Here is a 16,662-nt window from a genome sequence, read left to right as displayed (position 1 = left end):
TCATGCCGGTCGCTATCTTGCACGAGTACCTGGAACAGAGCGCGAGGCGGTATCCCGGGACGTGCGCCGCAGTCGAGGCGAGCTCCGGACGACAGATCACCTACGGCGAGCTCGACGCGCTGTCGGACCAAGTCGGCGACCATCTGCGTCGGATCGGCGTCCGGCTGGGGGACCGCGTCGGCATTTGCCTTCCAAAATCGATCGCCTCGCTCGCTGTTCTGTTCGGCATCTTAAAGGTGGGCGCGGCCTATGTGCCCGTCGACACTCTGGCACCGCCCGCGCGTAACGCGTTCATATTTAACGACTGCGGCGTGCGCGCGATTTTCGTGGAGGCGTCCCGAGCCGAAACTTTGCGCTGTGAGTTGGCGCGCTTGGCTGCGGAACCTTGTCTCTTGCCGCTCGACTGGTCCGACGGTGCCTCGCCGCTCGCGGCGTACCAGGCTGGCGTAGAGGCCGGCGACTTGGCGGTGGAGGACGAATCGGCGCGGCCGGACCCGGACAACCTCGCTTACGTGCTTTACACTTCGGGTTCGACCGGCCAGCCGAAGGGCGTGATGCTGACGCATCGCAATGGCTCGAGCTACGTGGACTGGTGCTCCGAGATCCTCGCCCCTGACGAGAATGACCGCTTTTCCTCCCATGCGCCCTTCCACTTCGACCTGTCTATCCTCGACGTCTTCGTACCGCTGAAGCACGGCGCGACCGTATTCCTGATCGGTGAGGAGCTCGGCAAGAATCCGCTTCGCATGGCGTCGGTTATCGCCGAGCGGCGATTGACCGTCTGGTATTCCACGCCCTCCGTACTCACGCTTCTGGTCGAGCACGGCAGCCTTGATGCTCGTGACGACCACGCTCTTCGGTTCATTCTATTTGCCGGGGAGGTTTTTCCGGTCAAGCATCTGCGCAGGCTAAAGGCCGTGGTCCCACGTGCACGCTACCTGAATCTCTATGGCCCAACCGAAACCAACGTTTGTACCTACTACGAAATCCCGCAGACGATCGCCGAAGACCGCTCGGCGCCGTTTCCGATCGGGCGCGCCTGCTCGCATGTAAAGGCACGCGTGATCGATGCGAATGGTCGCAACGTGCCGCGAGGCCAGGAAGGCGAGCTCGCAATCAGCGGTGCGCCCGTGATGCTGGGCTATTGGAACATGCCTGAGCGAACAAGCGCCGCTTTTCATGTCGATTCAAGCGGTCGCTGGTACCGCACCGGCGATGTAGTGATCGAAGGCGATGGCGGAGTCTACACCTTCCGCGGTCGACGCGACCGGATGGTGAAGAGACGGGGATATCGGATCGAACTCGGTGAGATCGAGACGGCGCTCTATCGCCATCCAGCGATCTCCGAGGTAGCGGCGATCGCTCGCTCGGAGGAGTCGGGCGTCTCCATAACGGTGTTCTATGCCTCGCGCGACGGCCATGCGCTGTCGCTCATCGAGCTGAAGCGGTTCTGCGCCCACAACTTGCCGGCCTACATGGCCCCGGACTGGTTCTCGCATCAGCAGTTACTTCCCAAGACATCGACAGATAAAATCGACTACCAGCATCTGATGAGGATGGAGTAGTGGATTTCGCGCTGAACGAGGAGCAGCGTATCCTGCGTGGCCAGATCCTTCGCTTCGCGCAAGATAAGCTCAATAAAGATATCAGGCAGCGCGACCGAGACCAAGTATTCCAGCGCGAGTTGTGGGGGGCTTGCGCTCAGATGGGCCTGACCGGCCTGCCAGTCCCCCAGGCCTACGGGGGACCCGGTCTCGATTCCCTGTCCACGGCCATTGCAATCGATGCGCTTGGCTACGGCTGCGAGGATTCCGGCTTGGTCTTCTCGATCTGCGCCCACCTTCTGGCCTGCGTGGTGCCGATTTGGAAGTTCGGCACTGAAGAGCAGAAGAATCGATATCTTCCGGGGCTCTGTGATGGCACCTTGATCGCAGCCAATGCGATGAGCGAACCGGAGTCGGGTTCCGATGCATTTGCGATGCAAACCCGGGCGGAGCCTCATGGCGACGGCTTTCTAATCAACGGCACGAAGACCTTCGTGAGCAACGGGCCGGTGGCAGATGTTGCCGTCGTCTTTGCTGTCACTGACCGCGCCAAGGGGTATTTCGGCGGCATCACGAGCTTCCTCGTGGACCGTGCGCTGCCCGGCTATCGAGTCGCGCAAAAGTTCGAAAAAATGGGACTGCGGACGTCTCCGATCGGGGAGCTTGTCTTCGAAAACGTATTTGTTTCGAAGGACGCTATTCTCGGTGGAGTGGGCGGCGGCTCCAGGCTGTTCGCTCATAGCATGGACTGGGAGCGGGCGTGCCTGTTCGCCAGTCATGTAGGCACCATGGAGCGGCTTCTGGAAAAGGCAGTGGACTATACGCGCACCCGACGTCAGTCCGGCCAGGCCATCTCCAAGCACCAGGCGGTCGCCCATAAGATTGCCGACATGAAGATGCAGGTGGAGGCGGCCCGACTGCTCGCCTACAAGGCGGCGTGGGGCCTTGAGCGATCCCAGTCCGTATCCCTCGACGCGGCCGTTTCGAAGCTCTTTGTGAGCGAATCGCTGGTTCGCACCACGCTCGATGTCGTCCAGGTCTTCGGCGGCTATGGTTTCTTGAGCGAATTCGACGTCGAACGTGCCGTGCGAGATGCCATCGGCAGCAAACTCTATTCCGGAACTTCTGAGATACAGCGCAACATTATTGCTGGCTGGCTGGGGCTTTGATGACGGCTGTGGTCAGAACCTGTCCGGTGAAGGGCGGCGTGTGCTGTCGCTGGGCCCGATGTCGTATGGACGACCTCCCGCAGAATTTCTGGAAGTAGATATGACAAAGGGCGCTCGCGTCTACGTGTGGGGCTCAACATCTACCTTGGTTCGTCCCGTCGGTCTCGGTTGGCAAAACGCATACCGCAGATTGTAACACGAATTCGCAAAGATATAGATTTCATTTTCTATGAAATCAATCCAAAGAAAGATGGATATTTCGGAGCGTTTTGCGCCAACCTGTCACAAGATAATTGCAGCAGCAAAATTTTAACTGACGTGGAAGATGCATGTGGCGAGGCGTCTTCGCTTGATCTGCTGATTACTACTCGACTGCACTTTGGCGTAATTGCAGTGAGCTACGGCGTGCCATGTATTGCATATTCGGGAGTGGAGAAAACAAGACTCTTGTACAAGCGTATCAACAGATCCTCTTTTTTCTGGGGGATCGGGGATATTCATAAGCTGCTTTTTCTGTTTCTATTTCCAGGCGCCATACAAAAGATCATACGAGACGGTAGCGAGGCTATTAACCCCGTGATTGTAGAAAATGCGATGCAACACTACACACGACTGTCACGGTCGCTTGAGGGGGTACTCGGAGCTTCTTCCCGTTCCGTGCATCATCTGCAATAAGGCTCTTTGCCTCGAGCGCACCGATCATGTTGCTCGGGCGTTTTTCCGGATCGAGGCAGCGAAGGCAGATGAGCGTCGCTTGCGTAGCGGGCACAACGCCGCTCATAATGCGCATGGGTGATTTCAGTCCAGGCCATCGTGATCTCCATCGAATCTCGCAAATCCGACGGAATCACAACCTGCTGAAATCCACTCAATTCTTTTTGGAACAGATGGACATTTAGAGGACGAAGGTCCATGTTCAATAAACAACGCGCTGAACCTGGGATGACTATATCCGCAAAGTACTCTCACGAGAATCCCCTACGGGAGAGCGTTTATCTCACGCGCGATTCAGACCCCTGGCAAACCAGAGCGCAACTCGCTTACATTGCAGCAAGACGAATATTGTTCTCACTACAGAACCGACCTGTGCCCACTCTCGAAACTGACGTACTCGTTTCTCTCCGGCATGAGGCGATAGTCGTAACAATCCCCAAATCCGGCAGCAGATCGCTTATGGCAGCGTTTCTCGACCGTTGGTCCGAGCAGGAAGGCGTGTGGTCTGAGACAACTTCACTCCAGTCTCTCTTGCACAAGGACTCGATCAGAAGAAAATTTCGCGTGATGGCAGTCGTTCGCAATCCCTGGGACAGGGTCTACAGCTGTTATAGGGATAAGATTGCAAGACTGGACCGGGGACGTCGCCGGGCGCACCGAATCGCACGTTACCGGGGCCTTCGCCCATTCATGCCCTTCGATGACTTCGTTAGCTGGCTCGGCTCCGATGAGGGGACGGATGAATCTGCCGATCGCCACTGGGTATCTCAGAGCGCTTTCCTGCGCGTAAAGAACGAGTACAGATGCGATCACGTATTCAAACTTGAGCAGATTGCGGACGAGATCGATCGACTGCGTGACGTTCTCGGTGAACCAGATTTCCAGATGCCGCGAACGAACATATTCGGGAACACTCGTGCTCGTCACGACGTGTACAATAGCTACACGCGGGCAATAGTCGAGAAACGATACGAGGAAGACATCGACCGCTTCAGATATGCCTTCTAACAGCCGCATCGCGCGCGCAACCAACATTCTAGAGGAAATCAAGAGCCGGATGCCGTCGAGCGGAAGCTCATAGGACTGCACAATTTCTCGTGTTGAAGGCGGCTGCGCCGCCCAGCAAGCCTGCTTTCGTTCGCCGCAATGAGCCCGTGGTCCGTCCTGAACCGTTGTGTGGCAAGATCCGACTGCCCCCGGCTTTTTGCTGAGGTTCCGTCATGTGTTGCTCCGACCATCTCCCCGCGTCGCGTTGATTTTCGCATTTGAGCTAAATTTAGCCTGCGAGATGCGCCACTGTCCGGCGACTGAACGGGCGCGAACCCGATTGTGAGGCTCGATGTACTCGCTGGCGGCGGATCGCCCGAAGCATCAGAATCAAAATTGTCCGTTCAATCGGTCGGAGGATGGACTGCATAAATCCATTTAGCTTCCTGAGAAGCTGCTATACATCAATAGACATCACGATCCGAAAAGATCAGTAGAGCAGTTTTCCAAATTATCTTAACGTCGAGAAGCATGCTCCAGGATTTTATATACCAGAGGTCGTGCTCAACGCGTTTTTCCATCCTCCAGAGTTCCTTCGTTTCCCCTCGAAAGCCATTGATCTGAGCCCAGCCTGTCAAACCGGGTTTTACATGATGACGATAAGCATAGCTCGCAATGATCACACTATAGGTATCGTCATGAGCGATGGCGTGAGGTCGGGGCCCAACCAGAGACATCTCCCCTCGAAGCACGTTGAATAATTGCGGCAGCTCGTCGATGTTTGACCGGCGCAATATTCGGCCAAGTCGGGTAACCCGCGCATCATTACGCTGAGCCTGGCGAATTTGTGTACCGTTCTCCTGCACCGTCATCGATCGGAATTTGTAAATATTGAACGGCTTACCACCAAAACCTCGTCGCATCTGCCGGAACAGCACAGGGCGACCGTTCTCGAGCGCAATGGCACATGCGACCAAGGCCATCAACGGACACAGGAACAGCAGGAGCAGGGATGCAACAGCAATGTCGAACAACCGCTTGAGCAGGCGTTCGGCAGGCCTCAACGGCATACGCTGGACTTCGAAGGCTCGCTGCCAGCCGGTGTGCAGCGGGCATCCAGCCAGAATTCTATCTATGTAGGCGTCGGCGAAAAGATAGATCGGCAGTGGTAGGCGGGACATTTCCTCCAGGATGCGTTCGATCAACTTCCGCTGGTCCCAAGAGCAAAAGAGATAAACTGCCCCATACGAGCCATTACGGAACGCAGCCTGTGCAGCTGCGGCGGCGGCATGCACCGATCGTGCTGCGATCGTGCCATCATCGTTCTCGATGTTCGAAACACCACAAACCGCGATGCCCTGTTGCCCAAGCTTGTTGATTATCCCCTGTTCCTTTCCAGGAACGCCAGAGTAAAACAGATAAACTGTGCGCAACACGAGTTTCTCAGCCGCCAGAAGCCGTTTCAGCCCACGCGCTAGAACCGCGTGGCCAGGCAGCAGGATTGGGAATCCGACCGCAAACGCCAGCGTCAAGGAGCCGCGCGAGAACGTCGACGTCGTCTTCGTGAGAAAGGCGAGCCAGAGAATTGAAAAGAAAACAAACAGCCAGCCGCTAAAGAGTGTTTTGATCCTGCAGTGATCGTCCAGGATGCCACTAACCGTGTAGGCGCCCCTGGCGGTCATGAATGCGACCAACAATAGGCCGGCGGTAACACTTAGGCAGATCGAATCCCAGATATCCGGCGGCCTCACCTCGAAGGCCCTATGATAGAGCTCAATTGACGCAAGAAGTATTGTCTGTCCAAGGAGGAAATCAGCAGTTGCGAGAAACACGCAAACTGCTCCCACGGGGAGCCGTAGCGGCTCTACGCTCCGCTTCCAGAGCGCACGCGACGCCTCGGTTGGTGCATGCCGCATAAGACGACCCCCCGAATCCTGTTGCATCCCTTCTCCTCTTTGGGTCATGGCACACGCCAACCCATAAGGAGGGGATTATCCCAACGGCTTCCAGTCGGTTAGATTTGATTTAAATGTCTCAGAGACATGCCGCTGTTACCCCGGGCACAGACGAGTCGCTATTTTATCGTATCCTAATGTGCTAATATTTTCTGCCTTAACGCGTCTGCGCGAGAACGGACCGGAAATCGGACTCGTTCAAAGAGGTGGTCAAGGCAATGCTTGAGGGGACCGGGGCGCTTACCCTATCAGGGAGGGAGAGGGAGCCATGGCAGAAAATGGCGCTGAGGTTCGGGTCAAACAGCTGAACAAAATACGCTTATTTCGGCAATTTGGGCAAGATACTCTTAGTGAAATGGCGAAAGCAGCCATCCTAAGGAGGGTTCCAAAGAATAAAGTCTTAACTCACCTTGGGGACATACCGCGTTATATTTACTACATAATCCATGGAAAAGTTCGTCTTAGTGTTCCCCTCTCAGATGGCCGAGAATTCATCTATTCCGATCTCGGTCCGGGTGACACTTTCGACTTGACTAGATTGTTCATCGCGCGACACAGTAACATGAACGCTGCATCAGTTGTGGACAGCGACTTGCTCCAAATCGAAGCAGCTTTCATGGCTAGTGTCTTCGACAAGCACCCAGATCTCGCACTGAAGGTGATCCCGCACTTATGCCAAGCAACGCACGACGCGCAAGAGCGAGTGATCCACAGTGCGTCGAATGCCCTGTCCACTCGATTGGCGAGCACGCTCCTGCGATTGACTGAGACCCCGCACAGCACGGCTACCGTGAATGGAGCTCTGAGCATCCACATTTCGCAGACCGACCTCGCGGCAATGATCCCGGCGTCTCGAGCGAAAGTGAATCGTTGCCTGAGAGAATGGGAACGGCGGTATCTGACCCAATACGACCACGGCTCGCTGACGATTCTCAATCGCACCGCATTAGAGTCTGTTGCTCTTGGCTACTCGCGTTTGATCGTTCAATGATGCCTTTCCCGTGTGCTCGGGCATCTCCACGCCATCCTCCGGGAAGATAATGAACCGGAAGTGGTGCCGGTCGTGCTCGGATCTCACGGTAAAGTCCTTTACGTCGGCGTCGTAGGTCGCCGCACCGGACATGAGCGCCTTCGTAGGTAACGAGACACCGCTCACTGCCGTGCAGACTGCGTCGACTGCGCCCGAGATTGGACGATGGCACCAGGGCACCGCCTCTTTGCTGTGCTCGGCACGACTTTGCTGTTGGAGAATCCGGGACTACACTATCATCGGCTCCGCCCATGTACATCACGTCGGTGGAAAAATGGATACGCAAGCCTTCAGAGATTCGATTGCGAAATCACAGCCGCCCGCCGGCTTGAGTCCTGCCCTGCAGGCGCTGTGGTGGGATGCAAAGGGCGATTGGGAAAAGGCGCACGAGCGTGCGCAACTGCGCGACGATATGGCCGGTATGCGCGTGCATGCCTACCTGCATCGCAAGGAAGGCGATCAATCGAACGCGGAATATTGGTATCGTCGCTGCGACGCCGTGCCGTCGACGTTGACGCTTGATGAGGAATGGCAAGAGTTGGCGCGGGAACTTTTGCGGCAAAGCTGACGCCTTCCGCACGCCAAGTCCAATTGCGAGCCGCGGTTGCGTCGTCGTAACGCAGGTTTTCCCACGATGCTACTGCCTATCGACGATTCTGGCTTGCAGGCCTGGGCGAGGGCAGGGGCTGCACTAGCTCCTGACTTTATCGGCAAGCGACACGGCGAGCTCGCCATCTGCGGCTCGGCCGCCGCAGTGGCGCGAAAAGGATACGTGGATCGCTCGCTGTGCAAATTGAAACGCGCGATGTGAGAAGTTCGCCATGTTTCGTACGATTGCGTCGGCGCTGTTCGCCGCGCTGCTCTGCTCGGTGGCCGCGCGTGCCGCCTCGGAGGAGGTCCGCTACTATCCCGTTCCGGAGGGCGCCGGCCCGCACGATGTCGCTCCGGCGCCGGATGGCTCCGTATGGTACACCGCCCAGGGACAGGGCGCGCTTGGGCGGCTCGATCCTGATACAGGCGCCGTCAGGCACATCACCCTTGGCGACGGCTCGGCGCCGCACGGCGTGATCGTCGGTCCCGACGGCGCCGCCTGGGTGACCGACGGCGGCCTCAACGCCATCGTGCGCGTTGATGCCGAAACAGAAGCGGTGAAGGCCTTTCCACTCCCCGAGGGGCACGGCTACGCGAACCTCAACACCGGTTCCTTCGACAAACACGGGAGGCTCTGGTTCACCGGGCAGGAGGGCATCTACGGCAGGCTCGATCCGGCGAGCGGCAAGGTCGAGGTCTGGAACGCTCCGCGCGGTCGCGGCCCCTACGGGATCACAACCACGCCGTCCGGTGAGGTCTACTACGCCTCGCTCGCCGGCAACCATATCGCCAGGATCGATGTTTCGACCGGCGAGGCTTCCCCGATCGACCCGCCGACCGCGGATCAGGGCGCCCGCCGCGTCTGGTCGGATTCCAAAGGCCGCATCTGGGTCAGCGAATGGAACGCCGGCCAGGTTAGCGTCTTCGATCCGGCCGCAAATGACTGGCGCAGCTGGAAGCTGCCCGGAGACGAGCCCCAGGCCTATGCCGTCTATGTCGATGAACGCGACAAGGTCTGGCTCACCGATTTCAGCGCGAACGCCATCGTCCGCTTCGACCCGGAAACGCAGACCTTCGCGAGCTTCCCGTCCGACCGCGACAACGCCAACGTGCGCCAGCTCAACGGGCGCTCCGGCGAGGTATGGGGTGCGGAGTCCGGTACCGACCGCCTTGTCTTGATCGAGACCGAAACGGGCGAATAAAGCAAAAGAGGTCTAATGCATGTCGCGTAAAAGTGTGCAGCGGTTTTGCGATAACGACATGCATAAAAACAACAACCTATAGCGCGTCGCATGAGGCCCGGCCAAACGCGACGCGCTTTAGCCAACGACGAAGGGCAATTTGCGCGAAGAGACCGCATGTCAGCGAGATGCCGCTCTACACGAAGAGAAAATCGCTGTTCGAGACGCTTGCGACGAGGACACCGTTTAGTGAAAGCGTGTCACTGTCGGAGAAGACGACCAGCGTGTCGCTCCCGACCTGCCGGAGTTCGCTATATCTTTGGTAGCCTGAAATCTCCAGGAGATCATCGCCGGAAAGGTCGAAGTCGGTGATGGTGTCGTGGCCATGGCCGGCGGCGAAGACGAAGCTGTCGTTTCCCGTTCCGCCGGTGAGGATATCGGTGCCAAGACCACCGACGAGCCGGTCCGACCCGCCTCGGCCCTCCAGCCGATCTGCGCCGCCAAGGCCTTCGAGCGTGTTCGCTACGCCGTTGCCGACCATGGTGTTGGCGAGTTCGTTGCCTTTTCCCGCCAGATTGGCAGCCGACCTCAGGAAGAGGTTTTCGACGTTGTCGGCCAGGGTCCAGTTTATATAAGCATGCGTCTCGTCGAAGCCGCCATTGTTCTCTTCGATGGTTTTGTCACCGGCATTGTCGACATGGAAGACGTCATCACCCGCGCCGCCGACAAGCGTGTCGGCGCCCGCTTTTCCGTTCAAGATATCGCTGCCGCCCATTCCATAAATGACGTCCGCACCGGGACCGCCGGCAAGCGTATTGTTGCCGTCATTGCCTACGATTGACCCCGGCGGCGGCTCGTCGAGTGGATCGATCCAGACGAAATCCGAACTGCTCAAGGAGGCGCTGGTCACGCCTTTGAGGAGAACAGTGTCGCTGTCGGAGAAGACGACCAGCGTGTCGCTCCCGACCTGCCGGAGTTCGCTATATCTTTGGTAGCCTGAAATCTCCAGGAGATCTTCGCCGGAAAGGTCGAAGTCGGTGACGGTGTCGTGGCCATGGCCGGCGGCGAAGACGAAGCTGTCGTTTCCCGTTCCACCGATGAGGATATCGGCGCCAAGACCACCGACGAGCCGGTCCGACCCGCCGCGGCCCTCCAGCCGATCGTCGCCGCCGAGGCCTTCGAGCGTGTTCGCTGCGCCATTGCCGACCATGGTGTTGGCGAGCCCGTTGCCTTTTGCCGCCAGATTGGCAGCCGACCTCAGGAAGAGGTTTTCGACGTTGTCGGCCAGGGTCCAGTTTGTATAAGCATGCGTCTCGTCGACGCCGCCATTGGTCGCCTCGATGGTTTTGTCGCCGGCATTGTCGACATAGTAGACGTCATTACCCGTGCCGCCGACAAGCGTGTCGGCGCCGACCCCGCCGATGAGTTGGTCGGAGCCGCCGCGGCCCTCCAGCAAATCATCGCCAGCCAGCCCATCCAGCACATTGGCTCCCTCGTTTCCGCCGAGTTGGTCGGCAAAGGAAGAGCCTGTAAGATTTTCGATGCTGGTGAAGGTGTCGCGGTCGCTTCCGATACCGGTCCCGTCCAGGCCGAGATGTTGTTCCAGGGCGGCCATCCAATGTGAGGCGATTTTTGCATAGCCCCCGGCAGTCGGATGCAGCCCGCTGTCAAGCGGCGGCGCGGTGATGTCACCTGGAGTCAGATCACGCATGTCGATAAAGGCGATCTTGTGCCCCTGGGCGGCCAGTTCAGAGATCAGACCGGGCATTGCATCATTATACGCATCGACACGGTCTGCACGCGCTTGCGACTGTTGGCCAACGCGAACGGGAGGCAAGGATCCGACGAAGACGGTCAAGGAGGGATCGCTGGAGGTCAGGCTGAGCAAAAGGCTGCGCAGATCCTGCAGCATCGTTGGCACGCTATCGGTCGAGCTGTCATTTGTTCCGGCGATCAGCAGCACGGCGTCGGGTTTCGTAGCTGCCACAACATCGTTGTCGATGCCGTTCAGTTGATTGAGCGTCCAGTTGCGGTGACCCTCGTGATCCCGATCGCCCATGCTGGCGGGTCCGTTGGACGAGGAACCGACGAAGTCGATCTTCACATTGAGTGCCGCCAACTGTTCCAGCATGAACTTCCGATATCCGCCGCTTTCGGTATCGGAAGAACTCGCGATCACGCCATAGGTAATGGAATCGCCCAGCGGCAGTATCGACAGCAACTTGTAGGCATGGCCGGAAGCCAAATCGGCGATGACTCCACGGGACGAAGCGCCGTAAGTGACTGCGTCCGAACCGGCACCGCCGATGAAAGCGTCCGGACGGCTGCTATCATGGAACACCGTCATAGCATTTTCTCCCCCTGGCAAAGCTGCTCACGGGCATGACCGACCAGGCCGATCGTGTGAGTCCACGATCTGCCGGCGTCCTCGTCCCGGATATTGCTGTTTGCGCGGCGTTCGAGCTGCCGATCATCCGTATTGTGGCGTCCCCATTCGGGGACGAGAACACGAGCTTTCCTCCGTCCGACGAACTGGTGCAGGAAAAAGCCTGAATCGAAGCCAACGCCGATCACGACGATACCGTGGTGCTCGTCGGCGACCTGTTTGACCCGGGTGTCGAGTACCATTGTCCATGGCCTCTCAGCCACTGACCTGCACCTGACGCCGATGCGATCGGTTTTCTGCAGGTCAGCGAGACAAATTCAATGTTGCATCGCACTCTTAGGCACTGCAACATAATATTTGCCACTACTTTGGGTAGATTGGCAACATTTTTTTGAGCCTGCAATACCCTGGCTCGACACCGGGCACGGTGACGCGGGCGGCGACCGCTGTTGCTGTTGTTGTACCAAATTGCGACAGGTCGGCAATTTAACGCGGGCATTTATCGGTAATTGGCACAAATTGCGCGCGCGCATTGAGCCAGGGGCGGCTTGAACTTTCGTCGTTGCCTGTGCGTTTAGGTTGTAGTACGCATCCTGTTGCAGTGCAGCAATATCCGGCGGCAACGTGTGGCTGCGTGAGGGCTCATCCCGTCCCCCGGGAAGGTGAGCACCGAGCACCGAAGAGGTGAGGCGAAAATTCCGGAAGACGGGAGAAGCATGGGATGAGCATCGGAGCGGGCAGCGCCCGGCGTTGGCCGTCAGTCGGCATCGAGCGTTCACCCGTTGAGCGTTATGTCCTTGCAGCTCTTCTTTTTTTCCCGGTCCTGTGCGGGGTCGTTCCGATCCTGTTGTATGAGAAGGCGGCCTCCCGCGTGGCGTGGCACGATCCTGCCCTCGCCACGGTCAGCGCCATCGGGTTGGCTCTGCTTTGCTGCCTTTTTGCATTCGTGCGCTATCCCGCCGAGGCGCGGGCTGCGCGAATTATCGTCGTCGGACTGGCGATAACGCTGGGCCTCTTCAGCTTCGGGCTTGGAGACGAACTCGGCATTGCCGACGCAGCTCGCGCCGACGCGTTGGGCAATGTACTCGTCTATTCTCGCCTGATCGCGCTTGTGGCGGCGCTTTTTTCGATCCTGCGGCCATCCTTCGCCATTTTTCCGATGGTCTATTTCGCCTTCCACAAGAACGTCACGCGGGCAGTTTCCGATGCTGTGGAACTGGGCCGCAACGACTATGCGCCGTTGATTGAGGTCGGTCTCTTCCTGGCCTGTGGCCTGTTGGGCCTTGGCCTGCTGCAGAGCTTGAGCCGGCTGAAGCCCTTCACCAGGTACCTGCCCAACCCTGACGAACTCGGAACCAGGGAGTTCGCGGCCCAGGCTGCCGGCATATTGCTGCTTGCCGGAATCGGCGCCCATTTTGGCAACTACTTCATGTCCGGGATGGCCAAGGTCACGCTTGACGGAGGGCCGTTGAGCTGGATCCTGGAGAACCCGACCAGTTCCATTATGCTGGCCGGGTACGGGTTGGGCGCGGCCCCGCTGGGCTTTTCCGAATCGCTGCTCGCTCATGCTTATGAAGCGGTCAGGGCGGTCCAGATTCCGATGAATGTCGTTATCCTTGCTGCGCAGCTTCTATGCTTTCTCGCTTTTTTGCGCAGGCGGTGGCTCATCGGGCTGACCGCGTTCTTCGATATCATGCATATCGGGATATTCCTTCTGAGCGGCGCCCTTTTTCTGCACTGGATCATCTTGAACAGTCTGATCGTCGCAGTTCTGACGAGAATGAAGGAAAGTTCGTTTTCCACGACTGCCATCGTAACCGGGATTGTTGTCACCATATTCGGCGACGCGGTCTTTTATAACGCGCGGCTCGGCTGGTACGATTCAAGGCAAATCCGGCAAGCACATTTCGAGGCGCTGACGAAAGAAGGTGACTGGGTGCGGGTCGCACCGAGCTTTTTCCGCGACGCTTCCTATCTGCTCTATGCCCGTCACTTCGGCTATCAGGAATATCGCCGTGAATCCGGCCACGTTCCGACCTCAGCTTGGGGCCAGATCGGGATCAGGAAGGTGCAGCCAAAGTCGTCGGAAATTGCCTCGTCCAACTACGAGATCATGAAGGTTACGAACGAGTGCGCCTATCCAGTCGAACAGCCGATCACGCCGCCTGACTACGATGCGGCCCGCCCGGCGCCGTTTATTCTTGGCCAGCACAATCGCGCCGTGAACCTGGCGAGCTCGGCTGTTGCGGTCGGTTATAACTTCTATCCACACCATCATTATTCCATGCCGTTCCTGCACCGCGCTTTTGAGGCGCTGGAGCCTCGCGACATCGTCGCGTATCGATACCTGGTCGATACCGTCTGCCTCGATGTCGCGGATGGCAAGGTCGTGCGGCGGGTCATGACCCAGACATTGGGGCCCAGGATCGATGTCCGCCAGTGAATCCGGCGAGGACGCTGCGGACGTTTCAGCACGCGAGTTTTGACTGTAGGCGGCCCCAGTTTCCACGCTCGCATCCTTGCCCCTGACGCTGGTCCAAAACTGCCACGGAAGTTGAATTTCATTCCCCAGGCAGCCCGTCATAATAAGGCCGGCGGCGGCATTACCAGCATGTCTCGAGGAGGAGATAAAAATGCGGCTCATCAGGCCTTTTGCTTTTACCGATAGAGTTTCATCGGTGCTTTCTGCCGCAGCAGGGAGGAAGCCGCGTCGACGTCAGATTATCCTGATCTGTGCAGCTGTGGCGGCCGGTTCCGCGATCGCAGGTTTTTCGGCACAAGGCGCCGAAACGGGAGCCTGGATCACCACTTGGGCTGCCACACCTGCTCCGCGCTGGTCGGATGATCTTCCTGCGCCTTTCGGAGTGCCGGAGGTATTGGAGAACCAGACCGTCCGCCAGGTCGCCCGCATCAGCGTTGGCGGCAAGAGCGTGCGGATCGTGCTGTCGAATGCTTTCGGCGAAAAGCCGCTGACCGTCGGTGCCGGCAGCGTCGCAATAGCAGGCAAGGGCGGCAACGTCGATCAGGCGACCTTGAAGCCTCTGACCTGGGGCGGCAAGAGTTCTGTGGTCGTTCCGCCGGGAGCTCCGATCCTCAGCGACCCCATCGCTCTCACGGCAGAAGCGCTTTCCGAAATCTCGGTCAGCATTTTCCTGCCGAAGAAGACGGCGCTGTCGTCGGTGCATTGGGATGGTGTGCAAACCGCCTACATCTCCGGCCCGGGCAATTACACAAACGAGGCTGCGTTCAAGGCTGACAGCACACTCAAATCGCGCCTGTTTCTGAGCGACATATGGGTTGACGCCGTGCCGGAATCCGAGGCGATCGTGTTTTTCGGGGATTCCATCACGGATGGGAATTGCTCGACCCCTGACGCCAATAATCGCTGGCCAGACCATATCGCCAAGCGATTGCAGGAGGCCAACCGCAAGGTCGCGGTGGTCAACGAAGCCTTTTCGGGCAATCGCGTGTTGACCGACGGTATGGGTGTCAATGCCTTGGGACGTTTCGATTCTGATATACTGAGCCATCCCAAAGTCTCGACCGTCGTCCTTATGATGGGCATCAACGATATCGGCTGGCCCGGCGAAAATGCAATCACGCCGGACGACAAGGAACCGACGGCGCAAGACATCATCACCGGATACAAACAACTCATCGATCGCGCGCACGCCCATGGCGTACGCATTGTAGGCGCGACGTTGACCCCTTTCGCCGACACCTTCAAAGGGCTTCCTACCGAGGGCTACTACACACCAGAGAAGGAAAAGATACGCGTCGCGGTGAATGAATGGATCCGCACCGGCGGCGGCTTCGATGGCGTGGTCGACTTCGACAAGGTGATGGAAGACCCGGCCAAGCCGGGGTATCTGCGCGACGACTACGACTGCGGCGATAACCTCCATCCCAACGACGCGGGATACAAGGCAATGGCAGACGCGGTCGATCTCGACGTCCTGTTGGGTTCAGCCAAGTAGTCGGCTGTCGCTGCTGACCTTGCCGCGCTGCTCAGGCATTGCGGCAAGGTCGGTTCGCGCATGGCTCAAGTGAGCCCGAGCCGGACAAGATGGCGTACGACCGGTGAGAACATCTCCTGGCCGATGTAAGCTCCGGTGTTCGTATTTTCGAAGAGTGGGCCGGCGACGGCCGCATCCTCGATCACCGGAATACCTGCCTGGCGTGCTTGAGCCGTCATCTCGTCAGCCGCTCGGCCCTGGCCCTTGCCGACGACCGTCGGCACCGGCGTTTCACCCCTGACGTAACGCAATGCCACTGAGCGGTCGCCGGACACGAAAACGATGACCGCGTTTTTCACGCCGAGCTTCGCCGGTTGCATCACGGCCTCACGCCGCTGTCGCTGCTGTTCATGTCGAATCAACGGATCGCCTTCGAGGTCCTTGTGTTCGCGCTTGTATTCGGTTGTCGTCATGCGCATGTCGCGCAGGAACAGCCAGCGCTGAATAGGAACATCGATCACGCCGATGACGACAAAGGCCAGGGCGGCGGCAATTCCAAGCGGTGTCAGCACCGCTTTGATAATTGGCTCCAGGCATGACGGAGCGCATCCCGGAGCATCGAAGAGCGGCTGCAGCCATGCGATCAAAAGGAATGCGAACAGGCCGGCCAGCAACACCACCTTGGCCAGGCCTTTGATGAACTCGACGACGTTGCGCAGCGACAGGATCTTCTGAAGACCCTTCGCCGGGTTTATGTGATCGAATTGCGGCTTGAGCGGTTCAAACGAGAAGACCGGCCCGAACGTTCCCAGCATGCCGAAGACCACGGCGAGAACGACAACGATTCCGACGAGCGGCAAGGTGGCAAGCATCAGCAATGACAACGAATGGCGGATGGCCTGCAGGCTGACTTCAACGAACGAATCGCCGGGGGCGGTCACGGTCTGCACGAGTTCCGAAAGGTGCCCGAAGAGCATCGGCCAGGCGAAATATAGATAGCCAAGCGCTGCGAAAAGCGTGAAGCCGGAGGCCAGGTCGCGGCTCTGCGAAACCTGGCCTTTGCGGCGAGCGTCGCGAAGCTTCTTGTCGGACGCCGGTAGTTTCTTTTCCTCAGCTTCTTCGGCCATGTTGCAATCTTATCGCACTGTT

The 16,662-nt window shown here is 58.4% G+C and carries 14 protein-coding genes and 1 pseudogene; 9 read left to right on the top strand and 6 right to left on the bottom strand.

Translation table 11 applies throughout. The annotated features are described in order from the left end of the window. The first annotated feature begins 2 nt into the window (after window positions 1-2). From AC0L2M_RS00395 to AC0L2M_RS00385, 3 genes are all read left to right on the top strand, one after another. Window positions 3-1,565, top strand: a complete 1,563-nt coding sequence (locus AC0L2M_RS00395) for an amino acid adenylation domain-containing protein (RefSeq protein ID WP_473533733.1) — start codon at window positions 3-5, stop codon at window positions 1,563-1,565. Further along, a complete protein-coding gene (locus AC0L2M_RS00390) occupies window positions 1,565-2,713 on the top strand; it encodes an acyl-CoA dehydrogenase family protein (RefSeq protein WP_473533732.1) in 1,149 nt (382 codons plus the stop codon). The genes AC0L2M_RS00395 and AC0L2M_RS00390 overlap by 1 nt, the downstream gene beginning before the upstream one ends. 126 nt (window positions 2,714-2,839) lie before the next feature. Further along, the gene (locus AC0L2M_RS00385; RefSeq protein ID WP_473533731.1) at window positions 2,840-3,388 is read left to right on the top strand and encodes a polysaccharide pyruvyl transferase family protein; all 549 of its coding nucleotides are present in this window, start codon (window positions 2,840-2,842) and stop codon (window positions 3,386-3,388) included. A gap of 74 nt (window positions 3,389-3,462) precedes the next feature. Here AC0L2M_RS00385 and AC0L2M_RS00380 read toward each other — a convergent pair. Continuing rightward, window positions 3,463-3,564, bottom strand: a pseudogene (locus tag AC0L2M_RS00380) (IS5/IS1182 family transposase); the annotation flags it as partial. 61 nt (window positions 3,565-3,625) lie between these two features. Here AC0L2M_RS00380 and AC0L2M_RS00375 point away from each other — a divergent pair. Continuing rightward, the gene (locus tag AC0L2M_RS00375; RefSeq protein ID WP_473533730.1) at window positions 3,626-4,435 is read left to right on the top strand and encodes a sulfotransferase family 2 domain-containing protein; all 810 of its coding nucleotides are present in this window, start codon (window positions 3,626-3,628) and stop codon (window positions 4,433-4,435) included. A 443-nt stretch (window positions 4,436-4,878) separates the two neighbouring features. Here AC0L2M_RS00375 and AC0L2M_RS00370 read toward each other — a convergent pair whose 3' ends face one another. After that, a complete protein-coding gene (locus AC0L2M_RS00370; RefSeq protein ID WP_473533729.1) occupies window positions 4,879-6,246 on the bottom strand; it encodes an exopolysaccharide biosynthesis polyprenyl glycosylphosphotransferase in 1,368 nt (455 codons plus the stop codon). Window positions 6,247-6,637: 391 nt separating this feature from the next. On the opposite strand from AC0L2M_RS00370, the gene AC0L2M_RS00365 reads away from it, so the two are divergent. The 3 genes from AC0L2M_RS00365 (at window position 6,638) to AC0L2M_RS00355 (ending at window position 9,192) form a co-directional block, all read left to right on the top strand. Further along, complete coding sequence (locus AC0L2M_RS00365; protein ID WP_287345894.1) at window positions 6,638-7,360, top strand: Crp/Fnr family transcriptional regulator; 723 nt, start codon at window positions 6,638-6,640, stop codon at window positions 7,358-7,360. A 313-nt stretch (window positions 7,361-7,673) separates the two neighbouring features. Beyond that, window positions 7,674-7,967: a hypothetical protein gene (locus AC0L2M_RS00360; RefSeq protein ID WP_419696442.1), complete on the top strand. Its 294-nt coding sequence runs from the start codon at window positions 7,674-7,676 to the stop codon at window positions 7,965-7,967. Between the two features lie 253 nt (window positions 7,968-8,220). Then, entirely contained in the window at window positions 8,221-9,192 is a 972-nt protein-coding gene (locus AC0L2M_RS00355; RefSeq protein ID WP_287227076.1) for a Vgb family protein, read from the top strand. A gap of 175 nt (window positions 9,193-9,367) precedes the next feature. On the opposite strand, the gene AC0L2M_RS00350 is transcribed toward AC0L2M_RS00355, so the two are convergent. From AC0L2M_RS00350 to AC0L2M_RS00340, 3 genes are all read right to left on the bottom strand, one after another. Further along, window positions 9,368-11,518, bottom strand: coding sequence for a GDSL-type esterase/lipase family protein (locus AC0L2M_RS00350; RefSeq protein WP_128172189.1), 2,151 nt, complete (start codon window positions 11,516-11,518; stop codon window positions 9,368-9,370). Beyond that, window positions 11,515-11,799, bottom strand: a complete 285-nt coding sequence (locus tag AC0L2M_RS00345; protein WP_128172190.1) for a hypothetical protein — start codon at window positions 11,797-11,799, stop codon at window positions 11,515-11,517. The genes AC0L2M_RS00350 and AC0L2M_RS00345 overlap by 4 nt, the downstream gene beginning before the upstream one ends. A 533-nt stretch (window positions 11,800-12,332) precedes the next feature. Then, window positions 12,333-12,971, bottom strand: coding sequence for a hypothetical protein (locus tag AC0L2M_RS00340; protein ID WP_287237134.1), 639 nt, complete (start codon window positions 12,969-12,971; stop codon window positions 12,333-12,335). Between AC0L2M_RS00340 and AC0L2M_RS00335 the strand changes: the two genes are divergently transcribed. Together AC0L2M_RS00335 and AC0L2M_RS00330 are read left to right on the top strand one after the other, a co-directional pair. Further along, a complete protein-coding gene (locus tag AC0L2M_RS00335; protein ID WP_473533728.1) occupies window positions 12,945-14,000 on the top strand; it encodes a hypothetical protein in 1,056 nt (351 codons plus the stop codon). The two genes, AC0L2M_RS00340 and AC0L2M_RS00335, sit on opposite strands and share 27 nt — an antisense overlap. Window positions 14,001-14,487: 487 nt before the next feature. Continuing rightward, window positions 14,488-15,534 (top strand): SGNH/GDSL hydrolase family protein, encoded by a 1,047-nt coding sequence (locus AC0L2M_RS00330; RefSeq protein WP_473533727.1) that lies wholly within the window; start codon window positions 14,488-14,490, stop codon window positions 15,532-15,534. A gap of 65 nt (window positions 15,535-15,599) precedes the next feature. Here the strand turns inward: AC0L2M_RS00330 and AC0L2M_RS00325 are convergent, their stop codons facing one another. Then, on the bottom strand, window positions 15,600-16,640 hold the full coding sequence (locus AC0L2M_RS00325) for an EscU/YscU/HrcU family type III secretion system export apparatus switch protein (RefSeq protein ID WP_287050275.1): 1,041 nt from the start codon (window positions 16,638-16,640) through the stop codon (window positions 15,600-15,602). Window positions 16,641-16,662: the final 22 nt, after the last annotated feature.

The organism is Mesorhizobium sp. WSM4806 (assembly GCF_055811635.1).
Note: the sequence above shows the minus strand (reverse complement) of the source record. Positions and strands in the feature narration are given on the sequence as shown.

Coding starts and splice junctions, on each gene's coding strand:
- AC0L2M_RS00360 (WP_419696442.1), top strand. CDS start 7,674: ATGGATACGCAAGCCTTCAGAGATTCGATTGCGAAATCACAGCCGCCC.
- AC0L2M_RS00365 (WP_287345894.1), top strand. CDS start 6,638: ATGGCAGAAAATGGCGCTGAGGTTCGGGTCAAACAGCTGAACAAAATA.
- AC0L2M_RS00375 (WP_473533730.1), top strand. CDS start 3,626: ATGTTCAATAAACAACGCGCTGAACCTGGGATGACTATATCCGCAAAG.
- AC0L2M_RS00325 (WP_287050275.1), bottom strand. CDS start 16,640: ATGGCCGAAGAAGCTGAGGAAAAGAAACTACCGGCGTCCGACAAGAAG.
- AC0L2M_RS00350 (WP_128172189.1), bottom strand. CDS start 11,518: ATGACGGTGTTCCATGATAGCAGCCGTCCGGACGCTTTCATCGGCGGT.
- AC0L2M_RS00345 (WP_128172190.1), bottom strand. CDS start 11,799: ATGGTACTCGACACCCGGGTCAAACAGGTCGCCGACGAGCACCACGGT.
- AC0L2M_RS00395 (WP_473533733.1), top strand. CDS start 3: ATGCCGGTCGCTATCTTGCACGAGTACCTGGAACAGAGCGCGAGGCGG.
- AC0L2M_RS00355 (WP_287227076.1), top strand. CDS start 8,221: ATGTTTCGTACGATTGCGTCGGCGCTGTTCGCCGCGCTGCTCTGCTCG.
- AC0L2M_RS00340 (WP_287237134.1), bottom strand. CDS start 12,971: ATGGGCGCCGATTCCGGCAAGCAGCAATATGCCGGCAGCCTGGGCCGC.